Here is a 22,556-nt window from a genome sequence, read left to right on the forward strand (position 1 = left end):
CAACTGCAAGCAGAGGTCTAGCCTTGGGACGAAAATTTCCGCACAATATTCAAATCCATCTCAAAATACTGCACCGCAGAATTTGCCAGACAGCTTTTTGCTTGGCAAATTCCATAAATTTATTAAATTTCCGACCTATTCTATCAAAAAATATCCAAATTTAAGTTGTAAATTTCCTCGCTTTAAATTTTACTTAAATTAAGCGGATTTTAAAACTGATTTTTATATAATCACGGACTAAAATTATGACAAAAGGGACATTATGGCAAACCATAAATCTTCTGAAAAAAGAGCCAGACAGACTATCAAAAGGACTGAAAGAAACAGATTTTACCGCACTAGGCTTAAAAATATCACTAAAGCCGTGCGCGTAGCCGTTGAGGCAGGCGATAAAGAAGCCGCACTAAACGCGTTTAAAGTGGCAAATAAAGATTTCCACAGCTTCGTTAGCAAAGGCTTTTTGAAAAAACAAACAGCTTCTCGCCGCGTAGGACGCCTCGCAAAACTCGTAAACAAACTATCTGCTTAATCTAAATTTTAATGTTAGCCGACAAACTGCAGCCTTTTTTGGATCGCTACGACGAACTTTCTCGTCTGCTTAGCGATCCGTCTATCACAAACGATATCACAAATATGACCAAGCTCTCGAAAGAGCAATCAAATTTAGAAGATATCGCCTCGGCTGCAAAGTCCTATCTGCAAACTCTCGCAGACATCGAGGAGAACAAAGCTCTACTCGATGACGCCGAGCTTGGCGAACTAGCAAAAGACGAACTCAAAAATCTCGAATCTCAAAAAGAAAATCTCGAAGAAGAGATCAAAATTTTACTCCTTCCAAAAGATCCCAACGACGATAAAAACGTATTTTTAGAGATCCGTGCGGGTACGGGCGGAGACGAAGCGGCGCTTTTTGCGGGCGATTTGTTTAATGCTTATGCGAGATATGCCGAGCTTCGCGGGTATAAATTCGAGATCGTGAGCCAAAGCGAAGGCAACACGGGCGGCTTTAAAGAGATTATCTTGCTGATAAAGGGCAAGGGGGCGTACTCGAGGCTCAAATTTGAGGGCGGCACCCACCGCGTACAGCGCGTACCCGAGACCGAAAGCCAGGGTCGCGTACACACCTCTGCAGTCACCGTCGCTATCATGCCCGAGGTTGAAGATAGCGAGATCGAGATAAATCCAAGCGACCTTCGCATCGACGTTATGCGCAGCTCGGGCCACGGTGGACAGTCGGTAAATACGACCGACTCGGCGGTGCGAATCACTCACATCCCCACAGGCATCGTCGTCACGAATCAAGACGGCAAAAGCCAGCACAAAAACAAAGAAGCCGCGATGAAGGTGCTAAAAGCTCGCCTTTACGAGATACAAGAAGAAGAGCGCCTAGCCAAAGAAACCAGCGAGCGCAAAAGCCAAGTCGGCACTGGCGACCGCTCGGGACGTATCCGCACATACAATTTCCCACAAAACCGCATCAGCGACCATCGCATAAATTTGACGCTTTACCGCCTCGACGCGATAATGGCGGCAGGGCTTTTCGACGAGATCATCGAGCCGCTGATTGCGCATTATCAAGCCGAAGCTATCTCGGACGCAGATCTGTAAATTTTAAAATTCGCTCAAATTTTGGCATTTTTAACGCGATATTTTGTTAAATTTGGATGCAAATTTTACTGCAGACGGAGTCGTCATGCAGGTTAAATTTGAGAATAACTTATCTTTGCGTTTTATGTAAAATCTCTGAAAAATAGTAGCAAATTTGGATCTTCTTTTTAAAATTTAGCGTTAAAAAATATCAAATAAAAACCAAGTTAAAGTATATAAACCGATAAATTTTTAGCCGCCGATAACACGTAAAATTTTCAAATTTATTCGACTAAAATTTATCAAATTTACAGCCTGCTACACCGTCAATACGCAAAACAAAAACCGTCCGTCAAATCCAAATCTAGCGCTCGAAATCGAGTTCTGTAAAGATGGCAAAGCCCGTAAAATTCTCAAATTTATAACCATAGACAAGGCGTCTAATTTATTGCAAGCGGCTTTGTAAAATTTGAATGAAGCTTTTACAGCGAATTATCCAAATTTAATAACTAGAAATAATCTAAAATTTACATCGCATCGGCGTATCCGTCATATACAAAATCCGTCTTTATGCAGCCAAGAGAGCTCACTTCGCTAGTTCAAGTATATTGCACGCGCGTTTGGAGCCAAGCTCGCAGGCCTTTTTGAGTCGCTCGCCCGATGGTTCAAAGCTCTGCGGAGCGACGTCGCCCTTTAGATAAAACACCGACTCCTCGTAGCAGCTCTCCGCGCTCCCTGCGGCGCAGGCGTCTTTGTAGATCGCAAGGGCCTTTGCGCCGTCTTTGTAGCCCGTTAGCCCTTTGGCGTAAAACTCCGCGGAAAGGTAGCAAGCCAGCGCGTCGCCGCCCGAGCAGCTTTTTTCTAGCGCGGCGAGCGTTTTTTCGCAGCTTGCAGCGTCGCCTTTGTTTATGCAGGCATTTAGCCCGGCCTCGTCTATCGCGGCGTTTGCGAGTGCGACCGCGGCGGCAAATATCCAAATTTTCCTCATTTTTTCTCTAGTTCCTTTAAGTTTTTAAATCTATAAATCCCGTTTTTCACTCGCTCGAAAATTTTGCGGCTCTCAAGCAGTTTTATCGTCTGCGTGACGGTGGGCTTGCTGGCGTCCGTCCGCTCGCAGATATCTGAAATTTTAACGGTTATGAAGCCGTTTTCGTCCGCATTTTGGGCTAAAAACAAGATGATCTCCATCTTTTTCTCGCCCAAAATTTGACCGAAAATCTCCCTCTCTAGCTCCGTCATCGCGCTAAATTTACTTGTATTCTAGCAGTTTAAAGTATTTTTTCGCGACGGGATCGAGCGAGAAAATGTCGTAATCCCCGGACTTTTCTATATCCGCGCTCTGGGGGAATTTGCCCTCGTCTATATAAAACGCCCCCTCCAGCCGCACTTCGCCACCCGCGCATTTAGCCGTTTCGTCCCAGAGGTACTCCCATTTGTATTTTTCACCCTCTTGCGAGCTAAGCGCTTGCAAAAGCAAAAAATTCTCGCGCCCGTCCTTTGCCTTGTAGATCATCGTTAGGTCGCCCGATTTTACGCCTGCGTTCGTACCGCCGTCAAAGTCGTTAGAGTCGTAGTTTTGGCCGCTGTATTCGATGCGCGCGCCGCCTGCTAGTTTGTAGGTTTCCGATATATAGTTTCCGTATTGCCCGTCTTCGCGATTCGGCGCTTCTTTCGCGAGCGCTTCTAAGCTGTTTTTATTGGCGCAGTAGCTCAATTTTAGCTTCACGATCTCGTCCTTGTTTGCCTTTAAAAACGCCCCCAGCTCCGTAACCGACTTTACGTCCGAGATGAAAATGTTCGCGCTTTTTATCTCTTTGGCACCCAAAAACGCGGCAAGCGCAAGCGATAAAACGATGATTTTTTTCATTTTTTGCTCCTTAAAATGATCCTAATTTTACTAAATTTTAGCTTATTTTACGGCTCTTGCGATACAATACGCCAAATTTAACAAAGGATAAAATTTGAAACTAATCAGCTGGAACGTAAACGGACTGCGAGCCGTCGCCGCTAAAGACGGCTTTGCTTGGCTAGAGGAACAAAAGCCCGATTTTTTGGGTCTTCAGGAGATCAAGGTGCGCGAGAGCGACGTGCCTGCGGAGATTTACAAGCTCGGATTTAACGAGATCAGCGTAAATTCAGCGGCAAGGGCGGGGTACTCGGGCGTTATGAGTCTGGCCAAATTTGCCTCCAGAGCGCAAAAGGCGGCGTTTTTCGACGACGACGAGGGACGGGTTTTGGAGCATAGATTCGGCAACGTCGCGCTTTTTAACATCTACTTTCCAAACGGCCAAAAAGACGAGACGCGCCTAGCCTACAAGATGAACTTTTACGCTAAATTTTTGGCGTATATAGAGGAGCTCGTAAAGCAGGGCAGAGACGTGATATTTTGCGGCGACGTAAACACCGCGCACCGCGAAATCGACCTCAAAAACCCAAAAGCAAACGCCAAAACCTCGGGCTTTTTGCCTATCGAGCGCGCGTGGCTGGACGAGGTCGTCTCGCGCGGTTTTATCGACACCTTTCGGCACGTGCGCGGCGACGCGGCGGACGCGTATTCGTGGTGGAGCTACCGCTTTAACGCTCGCGCCAAAAACGTCGGCTGGAGGATCGATTATTTTTTCATTTCGGCAAGCCTCAAAGACCGCCTAAAAGACGCATTTATCCTAAGCGATATCACGGGCTCTGATCACTGCCCCGTCGGTATCGAGATCGATCTGAACGGACTTTGCTAAAAGAAATCTTGCTTTATTTCGCGGCAGCGTTTTTTGAGATTTTGGGCTGCTTTAGCTTTTGGGCGTATTTTAGGCTGGGCAAAAGCGCGCTGTTTTTGGGGCTTGGCGCCACGTCGCTCGCGGCGTTTGCTTATATTTTGACGCGGGCAAATTTAGATTTCGCCGGACGCGCCTATGCCGTCTACGGCGGCATTTATATCGTCTCATCGCTGCTTTGGCTGCATTTTGTAGAAAAGCAAGCCTTTACCAAATGGGACTTAATCGGCGGCGCGATTTGCCTGCTTGGCGCTTTCGTGGTGCTTTACGGCGGCAGGGGTTAAATTTGATCTAAATTTTACGCTTGTTTTTATGCTGCGAGCGAGATTTTGGGTTAAATTTGATTCGCTGCATTTTTATTTACAATTTGGCTTAAGAGCAGCATTTTGATTTCTAAATTTTAGCGTAAATCATTAAATTTAACTCAAAAACCCGTGATCTAAAAGGTGCGTGATTAGGATTTTAAAACCAAGAGCGATGAGGATCGCACCGCCTAAAATCAGCGCCTTTTGCTCCAAAAACTCTCCTGCGAATTTACCGACGTAAAACGCAGCGACGCTAAGCACGAAGCAAACTATCCCGATCACGGCGGCGCTAAACCAGATATCCGCAGCCGTAAAGCTAAGCGTCACGCCAACGGCTAGCGCGTCGATGCTGGTGGCAAACCCGCCTGAGAGCAGCATCTTCGTATCAAGGCTCACGGCCTGCGCGGGCTCGTTTCTACAGGCCTCGCGGATCATTTTTACGCCCAAAAAGCCCAAAATAGCAAACGCGATGAAATGATCGATCTGCGCGATAAATCTCGCAAACGCCGCACCCAAAAAATAGCCCGCAAGCGGCATCGCAGCCTGAAAAAATCCAAAAATAAACGAGATAAATAAAATCTTTGATAGCGCGAGATTGCGGTATTTCGCGCCGTTTGCGATGCTAAGCGCCGCCGCGTCCATAGCAAGCGCGATAGAGAGAAGTAAAAGCTCCATTTTGCCCTTTCAAAAAGGCTAATTTTAACTCAAAATTTGCCTCTTGCGGTTAATCTCGCTCAAATTTGCGGCTAAATTTGACGTCTGAAATTTGGAGCCAAACGGACGAGCGCACCATATAAATTTGCGCTTAAATTTAGCCCTTAAATCACAGCTCAAATTTGAGATTTAAATTTGCAAATTTAACCCTCCGCGCCGTAAAGATGCGGGTAAATTCGCTACCCAAAGGCTAAAATTTACTCGTTTAAAAGCTGAAATTTAATATCATAACCGCCGAATTTTACTTTAAGGAAAAAGCGATGAAGAAAAGTTTGATCTTATGCGCGGTTTTGCTCGCCGCTTCGGCTCAGGCCGCAGGCTGGCAAGAGACTTTAAACCAAGGCGCGCAGATACTGGGCACGGCAAACTCGGGCGACTACAAAAGCGCGGTTAGTTCGGCTCTAAACGCGGCCGTTAAGGAGCTGTCAAACGGGGGATTTCTAAACAACGCTACGGCTAAAATCCCGCTACCAAAGAGCCTAGAAACTGCGGCAAATTTGGCTAAAAAAGTAGGCGGCGAAAAGTGGGCGAACGAGCTCGTGACCTCGATAAATAACGCCGCGAGCGCAGCTGTGCCGGGAGCTGCGGACGTATTTTCGGGCGTGATAAAAAACATGAGCGACGCGGACGTGAAAAAGGTGCTAGAAGGCGGCAAGGATAGCTTTACGAAGTTTTTGCAACAAAACTCGAGTCAGAAGCTGCAAGCCGTATTTAAGCCGATCATTACCAAGATGATGAGCGACAATACCTTCGCAACCGCATATAACGGGCTAAATTCGTTCGTCGCGGGCAGCGCGCTGGCAAAATCAGACGCCGCAAAACAGCTAAAAGGCATCACTACTAGCATGGGTGCCGGCGAATACATCCCGCAAGAGGATGAGGATCTAAACGACTACATCACGCGCAAGACGCTAGACGGGCTCTTTAACGTGATGAGCGAGAAAGAAAGCTCGCTACGAGGCGGCGCGGTCGAGCAGGGCACGAAGATCCTGCAGGGAATTTTTAAGTAAAATCATAAGGGAGAATAGTGAAAAATAGTTTAGAATTTCGCGCCGACGTAGGCATGATATTTGTTGCGATAGTCTTTGGTCTAGGCTATCTGCCTACCTCGCTCGCGCTTGCGACTAACGGAGTTTTCGGCGTTTTATTTTGGAGATTTTTGCTTGCGGCGATCATAGCCGGGGCGATTTTTTACAAAAAGCTAAAAAACGTAAGCGCGCTGGATATAAAACCTGGCATGATATTGGGCTTGTTTTTGTTCGCGGGATTTGTGAGCCAGACTTTCGCGTTTAAGTATGCCGACACCTCGTCCGTAGCCTTTATCATCGGGCTAAACGTGGCTTTGGTGCCTTTTATCGCGGCGGGGCTTTTTAGACATAAAATTTACTCCTATGCGTATGTGGGCGTGGCGTTTGCGGTGGCGGGGCTTTATATGATAGGCGATACGAAGGTCGGCTTTGGCCTGGGCGAGATTTTGGCTCTGGTTTGCGCCTGCGCTTACTCTTTTCACATCGTTCTCACCAACCGCTTGGTGCAAAAATGCGACCTCGTAAGTATGGTTTATTTTGAAATTTTGACCCTAATCGCGCTTTGTTTCGCGGCTATTTTGGTTTTTGAGGACGCTAAAATCGCTCCCGTCGTGGACAGGGCGTTCGTCATAGCGATGGTAGTCGTGGGCGTGCTGGGTACGGCGTTTGCGTTTTTCGCGCAGGCCTTGATGCAAAAATTTACCACGCCGGTTAAAACGGCGATATTTTTCACTCTCGAGCCCGTAACCGCAGGAGCGATGGGCTATTTCGTCGGCGCGGAGGACATCAGCGCATACAGGCTTTGCGGCGCGGCGCTCATCTTGGTCGGAGTTTTGATCAGCGAGATAGGCAGCTACCTGCGCGCTAAAAAGGAAAATTTAGCCTAAATTTCGGCGGATTTTGCTTGGCGTTTCGCTCAAAGCGCCGGCCCTCCGTAAAATCAAATTTATCAAATCGCTGCCAAATTTACTCTCGCGGCGATTTTATCCATTTTAAATTTATCGCCCTTTTTGCCAGCTAGCAAGAGGGCGGCGACTCTCAAATTTGACGCGATAAAGCCCGATTTTAGAGAAATTGCGTTAAATTTGCCCCTTAAATTTAGCTAAAGAAATCAGATGAAAAAATCAACCGAATTTAAGGCCGACCTCGCACTGTTCGTGATCGCAGTGGTCTGGGGCGTGACGTTTTTGCCGATGGCGCAGACGCTAAAGACCAACGGCGTTTTTACGCTTTTGTTTTGGCGATTTTTGATCGCGGCCGTTTTGATGGCGCTCATAAGCCTCAAATTTACGCGCAAGATCGATCCCAATTCGCTAAGATTCGGCGCATTTTTAGGCGCGCTTTTGTTCGCGGCCTTTACGCTTCAGACCTTTGCTCTAAAATACGCCCCAAGCTCCACCGTCGCCTTTATCACGGGACTAAACGCGGTTTTTACGCCCTTTATCGCGCTTGCGTTTTTCGGGCAAAAGGTCGTCGTTTACGCCTTTATCGGCGCGTTTTTGTCGGCGGCGGGGCTTTATTTGCTAACGGGTAGCGAGCTGGGTTTTGGCGTCGGCGAGGGACTTAGCGTCGTTTGCGCGCTAGGTTTTGCGCTGCATATTATTTTCACGGGCGTTTTGGTGCGCAGGTGCGAGCTGTACTGGATGGTGAGCGCGCAGTTTGCGGCCGTGGCGGTGCTTTGTTTCGTGGCGGCGCAGATTTTTGAGCCTCGCGGCGTCGTGCCCGTTTTTGACGAAGCGTTTTTCGTCGCGGTTGCTGTGACGTCGGTGTTTGCGACGGTTTTGGCGTTTTTCGTGCAAACCGCGGCGCAGCGCTACACGACGCCCGTTAAAACCTCGCTCATATTTACCTTTGAGCCCGTGAGCGCAGGGATAGTGGGGTATTTCGTCGGCGGCGAGATACTAAGCGGCGTGCAGATAGCAGGAGCCGGGCTCATACTCTTTGGCATCGTCGTTAGCGAAGTCGGCAGCTACTATAAAAATAAAAGATCGCGAGAAAATTTGAGCTAACTGCTTTTGTGTGCTTAAATACGGGGCGGCCGAATTTTGCGGTTAAATTTAAGGTTTTAACGGCGAGTTTAGGTGCCGAATTTTGCTCAAATTCGGGCGTATCGAAAGCAAAATTTGACGCGCACGGCCCAAACTTACGTTTAAATTTAAAAATTTCGGCGTAAATTTGACCGCGCAAAGGAAGGGAAAAAATGAACGAGGATGAAAATTTAGCGGCGCCAAAGCGGATGGAGCTTGACGCCGAAGAGAAAATTTTGTGCGAATTCGAACTCGCGCATACCATCTACAAAGAGGTTAGGATGGCGCTTTGTCTTTTGATACTGCTTTTATACGCGGGCGACAAGGGCTTTGACGTAGGCGTCTTTTGGGTCGCCATGACGGCCGGCTGCGCATTTTTATTTTGCCTTTTTGCGCGCCAAAGCATAAAAACCGCCAAGGCCAAAAAGCTTTACGTCACTAACAAGCGCTTTATAACCAAACGCGGCGATACGGCCGATATCGGCGACGTGTATTTTAGGTATTTTGACTCTGGCTATTCGTGGGTATCGTTTAAAGTCGAGCTTTGTTTTTATGAAAATAAAAAATTTCTCTTTTACTGCGTGGTGGACGAGGAGAGCGACGAGTATAAAAATTTGATAAATTCTCTATACCGGATTTCAAAAAACGACCGTCTCATGCAAAAGCACCTAGGCTACTACGTAAAGCAAAAGCTAATCAATCCGTAAATTTAGCCGAATTTACAAGCATTTGTGCTCTTTGGTTCGCTTAGCAAACGCTGATCGCGTTGGTCATGCATCAAATTTTAAAGCGTTACCGCCGCAAAGCTTGCTTTAAACAAATCATAGCTTGGTGTCAAAGATTTTACTCGCAGATAAATTTAAAATTTGCTTTTGGCGCAGATTTGAACTTGGCCTGCGATGCGTATTTTCGTGATTGTGCTTTTTGCCGTTACGGGCCGGGCGCAAATTTGATGCTGGAAGCCGCAAAACAAAAGCCTTTTTGTGGTTTCGGGATCAAATTTGCAAGTAAAATTTTAAGAGGCTAAATTTGTCAAATTTAGCTTAAATTCGGCAGAGCCGCCAACGAAGTGCGGCAAAATTTGGAAATCTAAATCAAATCCCGGCCTTCAAGCGGCAAATTCAGCGCAAAATCCAAACGCAGCGAAGTAAAAATCGATGCTAAATTTAGGCAACTCGCAAATTAAACAAAAATCAAAAACGCTCGCCTTACCGCCTTTTTACCGCTGTAAATATAAAAAAACAAACCGAAGCGATGAGGATGATACTCGCGCCGCTGGTTAAATTCGCCTCAAAGCTCAGCCACAGCCCGCTCACGCAAAACGCGGCCGAGATGAGCGCGGCATTTAGCATCATCGTGCCCAGGCGGCTTGATATCGCGCCCGCGATATATGGCGGGATCGTGAGCAGCGCGATAACGAGTATAAGCCCGACCGCGCGTATCGTCATCACGACGCTTAGCGCCATCATGCACGTTAGCGCGTAGTATAGCAGCGTCGTGCGCACGCCGCGCAGCCTAGCAAACTCCGCGTCAAAGCTAAGCGCCTCAAACTGGCGGTAAAACAGCGCGATGGACGCGAGGATGACGCAGTTTGCGATCGCCATGAAAACAAGATCGCCCTGCGGCACGGCCAAAATCGAGCCGAAAAGATAGCTCATGAGATCGACGTTGTAGCCCGGCGCTAGGTCGGTGAGGATAATGCCAAACGCCATACCAAACGCCCACAGTGCACCGATAACCGAGTCCATCTTGCTTTTATCTTTGAGCGTGATCGTGGCGATGAGCAGCGCCAAAAATAGCGAAAACAGACTCGCGCCCAGCAGCGGCTCGAGCGAAAAATAAAACGCGATGCCAAGCCCGCCGTATGCGCCGTGAGCGATGCCGCCCGCGATGAAAACCATGCGGTTTATGACCGTGAGCGTGCCGATCACGCCGCAAGCTATGCTAACGAGGATGCCCGCCAGCAGGGCGTTTTGCATAAAATTTAAGCTAAGAGCTTCTAGCATTTGTTTCCTTTTTTACTTTTTTTCGGCGTTTTTTGGCGTTGCTCGCCGAGACCTGCACCTTTAAGGTGCTAAATTTGAGTTAGTCAAATTTGGTTAGATTCTTTTCGTAAAAAACAACCGTCTAAGGTTGTTTTTACTTTATTGTAAAGGGGGTGGGGGCTTGAATTGCGAAGTCGCTCCCCACCCTTTAATCCCCCTCCCCCTACGACGCTTTTAAGGTGGCGACATAGCTTTGCTGACGTAAAGCGTCGCGAATTTAAATTTCGCATTTTCAGGGTGCAGGTTTCGGCAACTCAAATTTGAACGCAAAAAGTTAAGGCGAAGTATTTTGAGATGGATTTGAATGTTGTGAAGCAAAAATGAGCAAGGCTAACCAAATAGGTTGCCGCAGCGATATTTTTGCAAACTCATTCAAAGATGCTCAAAAGACAAGCCGCCGCTAAATTTAGTGACGTCCGCATCCGCACTCTTTTAGCGCCACCTCCACATCGCAAAAATGCCTATGATCTCTCGCCAAATGCTCGATAAAATCCTGCTTCGAGCCCTGCGCGATCTCGTGCATGAAAAGATCATGATTGACGTAGGCGACCTTGGTGGCGAAATTTAGCGTCAAATTTACGTCGTGGCTGATGAGCACGACGCCCGTTCCTTCAGCGTTGATCTGTTTTAGCAGCTTATAGATGCCCGCTTGACCCTTCGTGTCGATACTGGCGGTGGGTTCGTCTAGCATCAAAATTTTTGCCTTTGCGCAAAGCGCACGCGCGATATAGACGCGTTGGCGTTGTCCGCCGCTTAGCTCGCCGATCTTTCGCCTCGTAAATTCGCCCATCCCGACGCGCTCCAGCGCCGCCTCAGCCTCTATCTTGTCGTCCTTGCCGTAAAATCCAAACAGCTTTTTATCTATCCGCCCCATCAAAACGACCTCGAGCACGCGCATCGGGAAGCTTTGATTTATCGGGATATTTTGCGGGACGTAGCCCACGGCCTTGCTCACGCTAGCAGGCTCCTGACCGAACACCTCGATCGTCCCGCCGCTTGGCTTGTTTAGCCCTAGCATCAGCTTTAAAAGCGTGCTTTTACCGCCGCCGTTTGGGCCTATGATAGCTAGAAAATCCTTGCAGTCGTATTCTAAATTTATGCCCTCAAACACGAGGTTTTCATCGTAACCGAAGCTCAAATTTCGCACCGAAATGTCGCTCATAAAACGCTCACTTTACCCGAAATATAAAACATAAAAACGCCAAGCCCCAGCATCACAAAAAGCGCGGCAAACTCGCAGCAAGTCCGCAGCGCGCGAAATCTTACCGCGCCCTTTAGCTTAAAGCCGCAAACGGCCGCCAGAAATATCACCGCGCCCATGCCAAGGCCCATAAACAGGCCGCTAGCAAGCCCCGCCGCGTAGCTGTTTAGGCTAAATGCCAGCACGAAAACCAGCAGCGTACCTGGACACGGCACGAGCGATCCTGCTAGCACCACGAGCCACTCGCTAGCGGTTTTTGGCGCCTCGGTAGAAGCCCTACAGGCCGCGCAGCCGCATTCGCTCTCGTGAGCTACGGGGTTAAATTTGACGGAATTTGCGCTCAAATTTGACGAGGGGGCTAAATTTGAACCAAAAACTTTGCTCGCTCGGTTTGCGCCCTTTTCGCCTGAAACAGGCGCGGCGGCAAAGCTAAATTTAGGCTTTAGAGCCGTCTTTTTAATCTTAGCGTAGATCATATAAAGACTCACGCAAACGATCGTTACGGCCGAGATTTTTGTCATCGCGCCCGCCATGTCGCTAACCTTGTTCGTCAAAAATGCATTCAAAAAAACATAGCTAAAAAGCACGAGCAAAAACGCTCCCGCCACGTGCGCGAACCCGACCTTCATCGCAAAAGCCAGCGCGCGCGAGTAGCTGCCGCCGTTTGCGACGAAGTAGCTAGCCGTGAGCATCTTAGCATGCCCGGGACCTGCTGCGTGCAAAAAGCCGTAAAAGAAGCTAACCGCGGCTAGCAGGGCGAAATTTAGCGCGTTTAGTTCGGCGCTATTTATCTTGATGAGCTCTTTTAGGCGCTCCAAAAAATTTAGGCTCATGCCCGAAACCGAGTCAAATTTGGCTTTATCCTCAGCGTCGATTTGCTCTAAATTTTGCTTATTTTGCGCCTTAACGAGCGAGCTAAGTTCGGGCTTTGCGGGCTCTATTTTAGGCGCTTTTGAGGTCATTTCAAAAAACGCCGCGCTCAAATTTACGTTTGGCACGAGATAAATTTTATCGGTGAGAGCGTAGGGCTCGGGCGAGCTTATTTTAAAGTTAAAAAATCCCTCGTGGTCAAAAACCTCGACCGTGACGACGCGGCCGTCTTTGACCGCCAAATTTAGCTCTAAAATATACTCGAAATTTAGCCTACCCTCATCCAGATAAACCCGCTGCGAGAGCGTTTTGGCGTGCAAATTTACGGTCTCGCCCGCGCCGTCGTAGTAGCCCACGCTAGTTAGGTAGCCGCGCGGCACGATGTAGTCGAGCAGGGATTTTTGCACTTTCCACGCTTCGTTTTTGCTAAGCGCTTTGTCGGCGTTTTCGTCGTAGCTTTGTAGCGTGAGTTCGGTGAAATTTTCAGAAAATGTCCAGGTTACGGCGACCGTTTTGATCGTCTCGCCTTGCAGGTTAAATTTAATGTCGGCATGCGCGGTCGGAGTGTAAAGCGCGCAGAGCGCACAGGCATGCGCAAAGCTAAAAAAGGACGCAAGAAGCGCTAAAACGGCGAGTATGCGTCCAAATTTCATTTATAGGCTCTTTGCGAAAATTTGCGCCGTTTTGCGTAGCTCGGCGTCCCAATCAAGCGGCAGTTGATCGATCTCTACGACGCTAGCGCCGCTTTCTTTGGCGACGGTTTGCGCGGCTTTTTTAGAAAACTGCGGAGCGACGAAAATCACCTTCACGCCGTGCTCTTTAGCCTCCTCGATGAGCTCTTTTAGCTGGGTGGGTTTTGGCTCCTTGCCCTCTACTTCGATCGCGATTTGCTCTAGATCGTAGCGCTTAGCAAAGTAGCCCCAAGACGGGTGATAGACGATAAATTCGCGGTTTTTGACGTTTGCTAGAGTGCTTTTGATAAAGCCGTCAAGCTCGTCGAGCTTAGCTTCAAATTTGGCCAAATTCGCCTCAAAAAGCGCCTTGTTCTCGGGATATTTTTCAATTAGCGCGTCGGCGATATTTTTAGCTTGGATTTTTACGGAAACGGGATCTAGCCAGATATGCGGGTCAAATTCGCCGTGGTGATGCTCGTGATCGTGGTGATCGTGGCCTGCGTGTTCGTGCTTATGCTCGTGGGCTGCGTGTTCGTGTTTGGCATCATGGTTATGATCGTGTTCGCCGTGTTCGTGGTGGCCTTCAAATTTGATCTTTTCCACGCCCGCGTCGGTTTTTACGATTTTGAGATTTGGATAGGATTTTTGAAATTTCGGCAACCAAGCCTCCTCAAACTCGATCCCGATAGCAAAATAAAGGTCGCTTTTTTCAAGCGCGGTCATTTGTTTAGGCTTTGGTTCGTACGTGTGCGGATCGGCTCCTTTGCCCACCATCACGTTTACCTCGACCGCGTCGCCCGCGATTTGCTTGACGAAATACTCCTGCGGCAAAATACTGACGCTAACTTGCCCTTTGGCGTAAAGCGCGACTAAGCCCAAACATAAAAACGCGAAAATTTTTCTCATTTTTATCCTTTCCGTGTTAAAATTTGGGCGAAATTATATCAAAAGCAACTTAGTTGCAAATTAATTTTTCTCAAGGTATAATACCCTAAAATTCTTAACGCGGAGGAAAAATATGGGCGAAAATTTGGAAGAAAAAGCTGGTTTTGAGGAGCTTTTAACGAAAAATGATATCAAAATCACTCCGCTTAGACTAGAGATTTTACACATTTTACACGCTGCCGCCGCGCCGCTTAGCTATGATGAGATTTTGTCCCAAATAGGCGCAAACAAAACCACGTTTTACCGCTGTATGGACCTTTTTGAAGCTAAGGGCATCGTGCTAAAAAGCGAAAATAACCGAAAAAATTTCTACGAGCTTGAAAGCGGTGCAAAGGCGTATTTCGTCTGCGACGTCTGCCATAAGATGACTAATATCGACATGCCGCGCCTAAAACAAAATCACGTCAAAAGCGTCGTGGTTAAGGGCGTTTGCGACGACTGCTTTTAAAATTTGCGCTTTAAATTTGGCGATAAATTCCGAACTCAAATTTGCTTACCAACATTAAATTTAAAAAACGGCTTAGCGAGCAAATTTCACCGCAAATTTATAAAAACGCGCTCTGCTAAATTTAAAGCGGTTGCTGCGTCAAATTTAAAACTAATCCTCGTAAAGCTTTGCAATCTCCGGCGGTATCGCGATCGGACGACCGCGCGCGAGGTCGAAAAATACATAAGTCGTCACCGCGCTGGCAACCGGCGCTCCATCCTTGCTAAACTCGTAAAAACGCTTTGAGCAGCTTCTTTTTTCGGGCTGCGTCCAGGTTTTCACGCGCACCTTATCGCCCAAAAATAGCTGCCCCAGATAGTCTATCTCGTGCCTGCGCACCATCCACGTGCGGTTTTGCGCGAGATTTGTCTCGATGAGGTCGCCCACGGCGTTTGAGTGTGCGTTGGCCGCTTCTTGCATCCAGATGACGTAGTGAGCGTTGTTTGCGTGATGATTCACGTCGATGGCGTCCTCGCCCACGGTAAATTCGTAGTAAAAAATTTTCATTTTCGCTCCTAAAAACGCTAAAATTGTAGCAAAAATTTAAAGGCAAACAAAATGAAAGAGATGTGGGACAAAAAGGCGTCAAGCTATACGAGATTTACGGGAGAGCCTAGCGTTTTTCAAAGACGGCTATACGATAAGATCGAGGAGTTCGGCGTCAAATTTGACGGCAAAAGCGTCGTGGATATCGGCTGCGGCACAGGCGTACATACGCTGCTTTTGGCGCAAATTTGTCGCGAGATAACCGGCATGGATATTTCAGGCGAGATGATAAAAGTCATGCTAGAAGACGCTGCTAAATTTAATATTTCAAATTTAACCGCCGTGCAAAGCGATTTTAAAAACTTTAATCCAAACCGCGTTTACGACGTGGCTTTTAGCACGATGAGTCCCGCGATCGCGGACGAGGAGGATTTTAGTAAATTTATAAATTTGGGCGAAAAAAGGGTCTATCTTTGGTGGAATAAACCGCGAAATTCAAGCGTTTTGGAGCTTTTTTACGAAGGATCCGAGAAGCGATGCTTTAAAGAAAAGGCAAATTTTTTCGAAGAGTACTTGCGCCGCGAAAATATCGCCTTTAACTCCTGCGTGCTAGAAGAATCTCGCGAGCAAAAACGCACGCTTGAAGAGATGACGCAAAACGCGCTTTGGCATTTAGAGATAGCAAATTTCGCGCACGAGGAAAACGCGGTCAGATCGCGGCTACAGAGCATCGCGCAGGACGGCTTCGTGACGGAAAAAATTGTCTCTTCAATGAAGCTTTTAGTTTTTTAAGATATAATCGCGATATTTATTTAAAATTTAAAAAGGATTTTAGTTGCCGCGAGCGTTTTTGCAGATATTTTCGTGCGTTTTATGCTTCTTTTGCGTTCAAGCTTTCGCCGCTTCGCACGTTTTATCTCCGGTCGCCCAGCCTAAATTTGACGAACAAAAAGCCAGACTAGGCAAGGAGCTGTTTTTCGACGCCTCGCTAAGCCCGAGTGGAACGCTATCTTGCGAGAAATGCCACAACCTTTACTGGGACTTAAGCGGTACGAGTAAAAAGAACGTAAAAATCTCCGCCGACGAGCAGATCAGTCCGCCTACCGCGCTAAACTCGGCGTTAAATTTTATATTTTTTAAAAACGGCGAGGTTAAGGATCTAGCCGAGCAGGTCAGACGGAGCCTAACGAGTAAAAATGAGCTTGCCAGCGAGCCGAAATTTTTAATCCAGAAGGTAAATCAAAACTCCATTTACAGGAAAAAATTTGAAGAGCTTTACAAAAACGGAGTGAGCTTTGAAAATATCGTCGACACGCTGGTAAATTTTGAAAAAGCCCTCGTCACGCCAAACGCCAAATTCGACAAATTTATTAGCGGCGACGAGAGCGTTTTCGACGATGAGGAAAAGCATGGATTTGAGTTGTTTAAAACAATCGGTTGCATAAACTGCCACAGCGGCGCGAATATGGGCGCAAACCTCTACTACGAGCTAAGATTTCACGCAGACGGCAACAAAACCGGCCGCTACAAAGTGCCTAGCCTGCGCAACATCGAAAAAACCGCGCCGTACTTTTATAGCGGCGAGGTAATGGACCTAAAAGACACGATTAAAGCCGTCGGTAAAATGCTTTTAAACTACGATCTAAGCGATGAGCAGACGCACGCGCTTTATAAATTTTTGCTGACTTTAAGCGGCGAAAAACCGGAAATTTTAAAATGAGACACAAGATAATCTTTCATAAAATTTTATTTTTTACTATCGTTTGTATCGTATTTTTCGGTACCGTGATGACCTATAAGGCCACCAAAGACCTAGTAACCGCCTATGAGTGGAAAGGCACGATAGAAAGCGTAATGGACGCTAACGACGAGGCGAATTTCCTACTCGAAAAAAGTTTTTTGGAGGCCGACTACGACGCGATTATGCGCTATACGGCGGAGTTTAAAAAGGGTCTAAAAAAGCTTGATTCGAGCAATCTAATCTCCTTTGAAAAACTCGCGTTAAACAAAAAAATATTTACCGAGCTAGAAGAGGCGGTCAAAAAAAGAGTCGAGCTAACGGATAAATTTAACTCCGTAACCGCAATGGCAAAGCTCGTTTATAGCGAGATGATTTTAAAATTTGAGGCTTTGGACGGATTTTATTTTAAAGAGTTGATGCCTCAAATTTTGATATTTAGATACGACTTAAATGCCGATTTAAAAGCGCCTAGAAAGCTTTTAAACGAATATTTAGAAGATCCAAAACTAACTAAAAATGACGCCGGATTTTTAGCGGGTACGCAAAGATTGCTTGGCTACTACGAGCAGGCGCAGGAGCTTTATCACGAGATAATATCGCTCGGAATTTACAAAAAACTATCTGGTCTAAAAGAAAGCAACGAGCGCTATATACAAAAAGTCACGTCAAATTTGCGCGGTACGATGGTGCTGGTGTTCATACTATTTGCGCTTGCGTCGCTATTTGTCTATATCTCCTATGTTAGGGCAAAGAAGCACATCAGGCTTCTAACTCGCTTCGAGCAAGCCGTCGATAATAGCTTTAACGCAATAACCTTTACAGACCTGGATAGAAAAGTAAAATACGTAAATAAGATTTTTGAGCGAAATTTCGGATACAAATTTGAAGAGCTCAAAGGCAAAAATATAAATATCATCAAATCCCACTATCATCCGCATGAATTTTATCAAGATATGCTAAAAACGATAGAATCTAATCAAATTTGGCGAGCCGATGAGCTAGTGAGCAAAACAAAAAGCGGCGCGCTCATCCATGAGCAGGTTATTTTCTCTCCGCTTTTTAACGAAAGCGGCGACAAAGACGGCTATATGTCGATCAAATACGACAAAACCAAAGAGCTCGCGATGACCAAAGAGCTCGAAAATAAAAATAAAGAGCTGCAAAACGAAGCGCTAAAAGACAAGCTGACGGGGATGGGTAGTTATTTTGCTCTGACGCAAAGAACGGAGCTGGGTGCCGGCGGTATGTTGATCTATATAAATATCAACAACTTTATGGATTTTAGATTTTTTTACAAGACTAAGACCGTGGATGCCATCATCGCGTCATTTGCCGAGACGCTTCAGCTTTGCATCGATACCTATAAGATGGACGCGGACATTTACAGGGTGCAGTTTGACGAGTTTTGCATCTGGTACGGCGGCGACGATACGGAGTGGGCCGTACGTAAATTTATGGATTATTTTAAGGCAAATAGCCTCTATATCACGGTCGAGGGAACAAGAGAGTTTATCCCTAATATCAAAATAACCATCGGTGTTAGCTTACCTCAAGACACCCCGCAAACAAACCGCCTAACCCAAGCCATGCTAGCTCACCACGAAGCTAAGCAAAAAGGCGAAATAGTACAGTTTTACACCGAAAATAGCCACATAGAGCAGCAGTACTACCACAACCAAATCATGTCGCGCACCATCGAAAACGCCATATATAACGATACGGTTATCGTCGAGTGCCAGCCTATTTACGACGTATCGGGCGAAGAGGCCGGGGTCAAATACTACGAAGTTCTCGTGCGTCTCATCGACGAAAACGGCAAGATTCGCTATCCGGGCGAGTTTTTGGATATAGCAAAGAAAATTTCTCTTTATAACGAGATAACTAAAAAAGTCGTCGAGCACGTATTTAGGCTCGTGGAGAAGTTTACAAACACGAGCTTTTCTATGAATCTTTCCAGCAGCGACATCGCAAACGAGAGCATAAGAGAGCTCATCGAGAAAAAGCTACGCGTCTGCTCAAAGCCCGAGCACGTGTATTTTGAAATATTAGAGAGCGAGGGCGTGGATGATTATAAGATCGTAAATGATTTCATCAACAGGATCCGCGCCTACGACTGCAAAATTTCGATCGATGATTTCGGTAGCGGTTACTCAAACTACTACCGCATCTTGGAGCTTGATATCGACACGATCAAGATCGATGGCTCGATCATCAAAAAGCTACCGTACGACAAAAACGCCAGGTATCTGCTGCAAACTATCATCGACTTTGCCGGAAGACAAGGCTACAACGTCGTGGCAGAGTTTGTAAGCTCAGAGGAAATCCTCGCCGAAATAAAAAAATTCGGCATAAAATACGCACAAGGATTTTTGCTAGGCAAACCGACCTCGCCGAGCAATATCGAGGAGTAAAGCGGGTTGGGCTTTGCGCCGTTAAATTTAGCTCGTCCTAGTCAAATTTGTCCGTTCAAATTTGACTAATCCTGCATCCAAACCGCCAAAAATCCGAGCAAAACTATAGCTAAAAACAATCCCGCCTGAAAATAAAAATTCTTTTTTAAATTTTCGTTTATCAGAGAGCAAAGCTCGGAAATAAAGATGTATAGCTCGCTCACGCATATCCTTTGGCCTCAAGTTTTACGTCAAATTTGCCGCCCTCGCCTAGTCAAATTTGAGCGAGGCGACGAAAAGCCGCTCAAATTTGGCTTGGATTATAAATTTGAGCTTGGCTCGTCTTTAAATTTCCTTCTAACAAAAACGGCGCAAACCGCAAACGAAACCGCCGTCAAAGCGTAAAATATGTAGCTAAAAATAGGATTTGCGCGCGTTTCGCCCTCTTTTAGCTTTTTTACCGAAACGGCGTTTCTAAACATATCTAGCACCGCGATGCGCCAGCCGTAGTATTTGATCTGCGCCCTGCCTTCGCCCACTAGACTCTGGGCGGCGGCTTGGACGTCGGCGGAGTTAAATTTAAAATAAAGCGGCAAGCCCCAGCCCGTGTCCTCATTTCGATACGGCATCACTTTCGTGCCGTTAATCTCGCGCGTGTAGATAAAATACACGTCGCGCGTCGGGCCGTCGGCGGGATTTTGCGCGTCGATAAAGCCGTCTTTGTCCATACGTTTGACCTCGCCTCCCGTGATGATCGCCTCGTCGTAGTGCGGAAAAGCGTAGTTTATCGCCGCAAACACCGTAACGTGCAGGGCAAACAAGAAGCCAAAGATAAAATTTCGGATATATTTTTTAAATTTTTGCATTTTCGTCCTTTGGGGCGAATTGTACAAGATAGAAGTTTAGAAGAAGCTAAGCCCCTAAAGCAGGGGCTTAGAGGGGTTAGGCTTTAGCCTTGCAGCTGCAGCTTCCCGCGATAAATTTAAGAATCTGGATAAAGAAGCAAACGCCGCCGATGATGAAGATCGTATCGCCGATCATCCTTAGCCAGCGTAAATTTTGCAAGTGACCCATCTGCAAAAACTCCGCGCTTCTAGCGTACCACATGCCTACGTCTATCGCGGCGACGGCTTGATAAAGACCGATCGGAAGCAGCGACGCTAAAATCATTAGCATTAGTCCCGCATTTAGCGACCAAAAGCCCACTTTCATCAGCTTGTCGTTAAATTCTTGCCCTTTGAAAAGGTAAAGCGCCACGAGCCAAACAAAACCTAACGCCAAAAATCCGTAAACGCCAAACAGCGCTGCGTGTCCGTGCACCGAGGTGGTGTTTAGACCCTGGATGTAGAACAAAAATAGCGGCGGGTTGATAAGGAAGCCAAATACGCCCGCGCCCAGCATATTCCAAAACGCCACCGCGATAAAGCAGTAAAGCGGCCATTTGAGATTTTTTGCCCAGCTTTGCGCAAACTGAAGCGAATACTGATGAAAGGCCTCTGCTCCAAGAAGCACCAAAGGCACGACCTCAAGCGCAGAAAAGCTAGCGCCCACCGCCATGATCGGAGTGGTTGTTCCCGCAAAATAAAGGTGATGGAAGGTGCCAGGGATACCGCCCATTAAGAATAAACTAGCGCTTGCCAAGGTTGAGTAAGTCGCAAATTTTTTGCCGACTAAGCCTAAAGATGCGAACACGAACGCAAGCGACGCGGTCGCAAACACCTCAAAAAAGCCCTCGACCCAAAGGTGAACGACCCACCAGCGCCAGTATTCCATCACCGGTAGCGGACTTCTTTGACCGTAAAATAGTCCCGCGCCGTAGAAAAGTCCCACCGCGATAGCAGAAGCCGTAAAGATAGCTAGCAGGTTTTTATCGCCATCAGCCTTAAATCCGCCCACAAATCCGCGAAGCACGAGCGCCATCCAGATAACAAGACCGACAAACAAAATAAGCTGCCAAACCCTGCCAAGCTCGATATACTCGTATCCTTGGTGACCGAGCCAAAAGCTAGTAGACGTTTCCATCTTGCCCGCTATCGCCATGTATTCGCCGATAAAGCTACCCACGACTAGGAAAAGCAGCGCGTAGAAAAGCAAATCCACGCCTAGTTTTTGAAATTTAGGATCCTTGCCGCCGTTGATGATAGGCGCTAGGAAAAGTCCGGCCGCCAAAAAGCCCGTCGCGATCCAAAAAATGCTCGCCTGGATATGCCATGTGCGCGCTAAAGAGTACGGGATGTGCTCGGATAAATTTATACCGTAAAACTCCTGTCCCTCGACCGTGTAGTGCGCTACAAAGCCGCCTATCATGATCTGGAAAACAAATAGCGCGAGCGCTACGAAAAGGTATTTGCCAAGCGCCTTTTGAGACGGAGTCAAATTTAGTCTTGAGAGCGGATCGGCATCGATAGGAGCAGGCTTCTCGCTGTCTTTTTCTCCGTAGAAATTTGAAAACCAAACTAAGAGGCCAACGCCCGCAACCAAAATCGTAACGCTAATAATCGTCCAAAATACGTTTTCTTGCGTCGGTACGTTGTCGATTAGCGGCTCGTGTGGCCAGTTGTTCGTGTACGTGGCCTCGCTATTTGGGCGATTCGTCGCCGTAGCCCAGGTCGCCCAGAAGAAGAAATCATTTAGCTGCTCGCGGTTTTCCTCTTTTGCCAGCGTGTTGTTTTTCATCGCGTAGTTTTCGCGTAGTTTTTGGTATTTCGGGTCGTTACCGAAAAGTCCGTTATACTCGTCGCGTACTACCTTTGCTGCGGCGATCCTCTCGTCGCTGATCGTGATAACGCCGTTTTTTAGCGTATTCGTGCGGTATTCGCTTTTTGTTATGGCCTTGATGTTGGCTTGCTGTTCGGCGCTTAGAGCGTCAAATTTGGCTCCGTAAAGCTGAGCCGCCTTGATATCCATAAATGCGACTAGCTCTTTATGCAGCCAATCAGCCGTCCAGTCAGGCGCCTGATACGCTCCGTGTCCCCACACCGAGCCCACCTGCATACCGCCGATGCTTTGCCAGGCTTCCTGGCCTTTGTAAATTTGCTCTTGCTCGACTACGATCTTGCCGTTTTTATCGGCAAAACTCACCACCGGCGGCGCTTCGCGGTAAACCTCTACGCCGTAATAGCCGAGTATCCCGAAGGCGATAGTAACGACTGCTACCAGCACCCACCAATACTTCTTGTATTCACGCATACTTTGTCTCCTTTTGAAAAATTCGGATAAAGTTTATCCAAAATAAATTTTCGCAAAAATGATATATATCAATAAAAGGACTAAATTTGTCCTTAAAAT

23 protein-coding genes and 1 pseudogene are annotated in these 22,556 nt (G+C 47.1%); 12 read left to right on the forward strand and 12 right to left on the reverse strand.

Annotated features, from left to right (window positions below; translation table 11 throughout):
- Positions 1–262: 262 nt before the first annotated feature.
- Positions 263–529 (forward strand): 30S ribosomal protein S20, encoded by a 267-nt coding sequence (rpsT, locus tag H7R39_RS04865; RefSeq protein ID WP_002949506.1) that lies wholly within the window; start codon positions 263–265, stop codon positions 527–529.
- Between the two features lie 11 nt (positions 530–540).
- Positions 541–1,608 carry a peptide chain release factor 1 gene (gene prfA, locus H7R39_RS04870; protein ID WP_185898193.1) on the forward strand — a complete coding sequence of 356 codons (1,068 nt, stop codon included), beginning with the start codon at positions 541–543 and terminating at the stop codon, positions 1,606–1,608.
- A 565-nt stretch (positions 1,609–2,173) separates the two neighbouring features.
- Here prfA and H7R39_RS04875 read toward each other — a convergent pair.
- The 3 genes from H7R39_RS04875 to H7R39_RS04885 are packed head-to-tail and all read right to left on the reverse strand — an operon-like array spanning position 2,174 to position 3,454.
- On the reverse strand, positions 2,174–2,575 hold the full coding sequence (locus H7R39_RS04875; RefSeq protein WP_185898194.1) for a tetratricopeptide repeat protein: 402 nt from the start codon (positions 2,573–2,575) through the stop codon (positions 2,174–2,176).
- Positions 2,572–2,826, reverse strand: a complete 255-nt coding sequence (locus H7R39_RS04880; protein ID WP_185898195.1) for a MarR family transcriptional regulator — start codon at positions 2,824–2,826, stop codon at positions 2,572–2,574. Before H7R39_RS04880 ends, H7R39_RS04875 begins: the two co-directional genes overlap by 4 nt.
- A gap of 10 nt (positions 2,827–2,836) precedes the next feature.
- Positions 2,837–3,454, reverse strand: coding sequence for a hypothetical protein (locus H7R39_RS04885; protein ID WP_185898196.1), 618 nt, complete (start codon positions 3,452–3,454; stop codon positions 2,837–2,839).
- A 94-nt stretch (positions 3,455–3,548) separates the two neighbouring features.
- Between H7R39_RS04885 and H7R39_RS04890 the strand changes: the two genes are divergently transcribed.
- Both H7R39_RS04890 and H7R39_RS04895 read left to right on the forward strand, forming a co-directional pair.
- Complete coding sequence (locus H7R39_RS04890) at positions 3,549–4,319, forward strand: exodeoxyribonuclease III (RefSeq protein ID WP_185898197.1); 771 nt, start codon at positions 3,549–3,551, stop codon at positions 4,317–4,319.
- Between the two features lie 8 nt (positions 4,320–4,327).
- Positions 4,328–4,639 (forward strand): YnfA family protein, encoded by a 312-nt coding sequence (locus tag H7R39_RS04895; protein WP_221892069.1) that lies wholly within the window; start codon positions 4,328–4,330, stop codon positions 4,637–4,639.
- A 135-nt stretch (positions 4,640–4,774) separates the two neighbouring features.
- On the opposite strand, the gene H7R39_RS04900 is transcribed toward H7R39_RS04895, so the two are convergent.
- Positions 4,775–5,335: a manganese efflux pump MntP gene (locus H7R39_RS04900; protein ID WP_185898199.1), complete on the reverse strand. Its 561-nt coding sequence runs from the start codon at positions 5,333–5,335 to the stop codon at positions 4,775–4,777.
- A gap of 299 nt (positions 5,336–5,634) precedes the next feature.
- Here H7R39_RS04900 and H7R39_RS04905 point away from each other — a divergent pair, with 299 nt between their 5' ends.
- The 4 genes from H7R39_RS04905 to H7R39_RS04920 all read left to right on the forward strand — a co-directional run bounded on the left by H7R39_RS04905 (position 5,635) and on the right by H7R39_RS04920 (position 9,136).
- A complete protein-coding gene (locus H7R39_RS04905; RefSeq protein ID WP_185898200.1) occupies positions 5,635–6,384 on the forward strand; it encodes a DUF4197 domain-containing protein in 750 nt (249 codons plus the stop codon).
- 17 nt (positions 6,385–6,401) lie between these two features.
- Positions 6,402–7,289, forward strand: a complete 888-nt coding sequence (locus tag H7R39_RS04910) for a DMT family transporter (protein WP_185898201.1) — start codon at positions 6,402–6,404, stop codon at positions 7,287–7,289.
- A gap of 228 nt (positions 7,290–7,517) precedes the next feature.
- Positions 7,518–8,411, forward strand: coding sequence for a DMT family transporter (locus H7R39_RS04915; RefSeq protein WP_185898202.1), 894 nt, complete (start codon positions 7,518–7,520; stop codon positions 8,409–8,411).
- A gap of 191 nt (positions 8,412–8,602) precedes the next feature.
- Positions 8,603–9,136, forward strand: a complete 534-nt coding sequence (locus H7R39_RS04920) for a hypothetical protein (protein WP_185898203.1) — start codon at positions 8,603–8,605, stop codon at positions 9,134–9,136.
- A 501-nt stretch (positions 9,137–9,637) separates the two neighbouring features.
- Here H7R39_RS04920 and H7R39_RS04925 read toward each other — a convergent pair.
- The 4 genes from H7R39_RS04925 to H7R39_RS04940 form a co-directional block, all read right to left on the reverse strand.
- On the reverse strand, positions 9,638–10,435 hold the full coding sequence (locus H7R39_RS04925; RefSeq protein WP_185898204.1) for a metal ABC transporter permease: 798 nt from the start codon (positions 10,433–10,435) through the stop codon (positions 9,638–9,640).
- 445 nt (positions 10,436–10,880) lie between these two features.
- Positions 10,881–11,636 carry a metal ABC transporter ATP-binding protein gene (locus tag H7R39_RS04930; protein WP_185898205.1) on the reverse strand — a complete coding sequence of 252 codons (756 nt, stop codon included), beginning with the start codon at positions 11,634–11,636 and terminating at the stop codon, positions 10,881–10,883.
- Positions 11,633–13,198, reverse strand: a complete 1,566-nt coding sequence (locus tag H7R39_RS04935; protein ID WP_185898206.1) for a nickel/cobalt transporter — start codon at positions 13,196–13,198, stop codon at positions 11,633–11,635. Before H7R39_RS04935 ends, H7R39_RS04930 begins: the two co-directional genes overlap by 4 nt.
- On the reverse strand, positions 13,199–14,125 hold the full coding sequence (locus H7R39_RS04940) for a metal ABC transporter solute-binding protein, Zn/Mn family (RefSeq protein ID WP_185898207.1): 927 nt from the start codon (positions 14,123–14,125) through the stop codon (positions 13,199–13,201).
- Between the two features lie 112 nt (positions 14,126–14,237).
- Here H7R39_RS04940 and H7R39_RS04945 point away from each other — a divergent pair, with 112 nt between their 5' ends.
- Positions 14,238–14,612 (forward strand): Fur family transcriptional regulator, encoded by a 375-nt coding sequence (locus H7R39_RS04945; RefSeq protein ID WP_185898208.1) that lies wholly within the window; start codon positions 14,238–14,240, stop codon positions 14,610–14,612.
- Between the two features lie 150 nt (positions 14,613–14,762).
- Here H7R39_RS04945 and H7R39_RS04950 read toward each other — a convergent pair whose 3' ends face one another.
- Positions 14,763–15,158: an acyl-CoA thioesterase gene (locus H7R39_RS04950; protein ID WP_185898209.1), complete on the reverse strand. Its 396-nt coding sequence runs from the start codon at positions 15,156–15,158 to the stop codon at positions 14,763–14,765.
- A 45-nt stretch (positions 15,159–15,203) separates the two neighbouring features.
- Here H7R39_RS04950 and H7R39_RS04955 point away from each other — a divergent pair.
- The 3 genes and pseudogenes from H7R39_RS04955 to H7R39_RS04965 all read left to right on the forward strand — a co-directional run.
- Positions 15,204–15,929, forward strand: a pseudogene (locus H7R39_RS04955) (class I SAM-dependent methyltransferase); the annotation flags it as partial.
- A 43-nt stretch (positions 15,930–15,972) separates the two neighbouring features.
- Positions 15,973–16,857: a cytochrome-c peroxidase gene (locus H7R39_RS04960; protein ID WP_185898211.1), complete on the forward strand. Its 885-nt coding sequence runs from the start codon at positions 15,973–15,975 to the stop codon at positions 16,855–16,857.
- Positions 16,854–19,289 carry an EAL domain-containing protein gene (locus H7R39_RS04965; RefSeq protein WP_185898212.1) on the forward strand — a complete coding sequence of 812 codons (2,436 nt, stop codon included), beginning with the start codon at positions 16,854–16,856 and terminating at the stop codon, positions 19,287–19,289. The genes H7R39_RS04960 and H7R39_RS04965 overlap by 4 nt, the downstream gene beginning before the upstream one ends.
- 65 nt (positions 19,290–19,354) lie before the next feature.
- Here the strand turns inward: H7R39_RS04965 and H7R39_RS04970 are convergent, their stop codons facing one another.
- The 3 genes from H7R39_RS04970 to H7R39_RS04980 form a co-directional block, all read right to left on the reverse strand.
- Entirely contained in the window at positions 19,355–19,492 is a 138-nt protein-coding gene (locus H7R39_RS04970; protein WP_185898213.1) for a hypothetical protein, read from the reverse strand.
- 96 nt (positions 19,493–19,588) lie between these two features.
- The gene (locus H7R39_RS04975; RefSeq protein WP_185898214.1) at positions 19,589–20,134 is read right to left on the reverse strand and encodes a DUF1523 family protein; all 546 of its coding nucleotides are present in this window, start codon (positions 20,132–20,134) and stop codon (positions 19,589–19,591) included.
- Positions 20,135–20,210: 76 nt separating this feature from the next.
- Positions 20,211–22,457: a nitric-oxide reductase large subunit gene (locus tag H7R39_RS04980; protein WP_185898215.1), complete on the reverse strand. Its 2,247-nt coding sequence runs from the start codon at positions 22,455–22,457 to the stop codon at positions 20,211–20,213.
- Between the last annotated feature and the right edge of the window lie 99 nt (positions 22,458–22,556).

It is taken from the genome of Campylobacter massiliensis, from assembly GCF_014253065.1.
Lineage (GTDB): Bacteria > Campylobacterota > Campylobacteria > Campylobacterales > Campylobacteraceae > Campylobacter_A > Campylobacter_A massiliensis.

Excerpts from the sequence above, each read along its gene's own strand:
- H7R39_RS04875 (WP_185898194.1), bottom strand. The coding sequence starts at position 2,575 with ATGAGGAAAATTTGGATATTTGCCGCCGCGGTCGCACTCGCAAACGCC.
- H7R39_RS04925 (WP_185898204.1), bottom strand. The coding sequence starts at position 10,435 with ATGCTAGAAGCTCTTAGCTTAAATTTTATGCAAAACGCCCTGCTGGCG.
- H7R39_RS04900 (WP_185898199.1), bottom strand. The coding sequence starts at position 5,335 with ATGGAGCTTTTACTTCTCTCTATCGCGCTTGCTATGGACGCGGCGGCG.
- H7R39_RS04930 (WP_185898205.1), bottom strand. The coding sequence starts at position 11,636 with ATGAGCGACATTTCGGTGCGAAATTTGAGCTTCGGTTACGATGAAAAC.
- H7R39_RS04935 (WP_185898206.1), bottom strand. The coding sequence starts at position 13,198 with ATGAAATTTGGACGCATACTCGCCGTTTTAGCGCTTCTTGCGTCCTTT.
- H7R39_RS04945 (WP_185898208.1), top strand. The coding sequence starts at position 14,238 with ATGGGCGAAAATTTGGAAGAAAAAGCTGGTTTTGAGGAGCTTTTAACG.
- H7R39_RS04885 (WP_185898196.1), bottom strand. The coding sequence starts at position 3,454 with ATGAAAAAAATCATCGTTTTATCGCTTGCGCTTGCCGCGTTTTTGGGT.
- prfA (WP_185898193.1), top strand. The coding sequence starts at position 541 with ATGTTAGCCGACAAACTGCAGCCTTTTTTGGATCGCTACGACGAACTT.
- H7R39_RS04965 (WP_185898212.1), top strand. The coding sequence starts at position 16,854 with ATGAGACACAAGATAATCTTTCATAAAATTTTATTTTTTACTATCGTT.
- H7R39_RS04880 (WP_185898195.1), bottom strand. The coding sequence starts at position 2,826 with ATGACGGAGCTAGAGAGGGAGATTTTCGGTCAAATTTTGGGCGAGAAA.
- H7R39_RS04950 (WP_185898209.1), bottom strand. The coding sequence starts at position 15,158 with ATGAAAATTTTTTACTACGAATTTACCGTGGGCGAGGACGCCATCGAC.
- H7R39_RS04980 (WP_185898215.1), bottom strand. The coding sequence starts at position 22,457 with ATGCGTGAATACAAGAAGTATTGGTGGGTGCTGGTAGCAGTCGTTACT.
- H7R39_RS04940 (WP_185898207.1), bottom strand. The coding sequence starts at position 14,125 with ATGAGAAAAATTTTCGCGTTTTTATGTTTGGGCTTAGTCGCGCTTTAC.
- H7R39_RS04915 (WP_185898202.1), top strand. The coding sequence starts at position 7,518 with ATGAAAAAATCAACCGAATTTAAGGCCGACCTCGCACTGTTCGTGATC.
- rpsT (WP_002949506.1), top strand. The coding sequence starts at position 263 with ATGGCAAACCATAAATCTTCTGAAAAAAGAGCCAGACAGACTATCAAA.
- H7R39_RS04975 (WP_185898214.1), bottom strand. The coding sequence starts at position 20,134 with ATGCAAAAATTTAAAAAATATATCCGAAATTTTATCTTTGGCTTCTTG.
- H7R39_RS04920 (WP_185898203.1), top strand. The coding sequence starts at position 8,603 with ATGAACGAGGATGAAAATTTAGCGGCGCCAAAGCGGATGGAGCTTGAC.
- H7R39_RS04905 (WP_185898200.1), top strand. The coding sequence starts at position 5,635 with ATGAAGAAAAGTTTGATCTTATGCGCGGTTTTGCTCGCCGCTTCGGCT.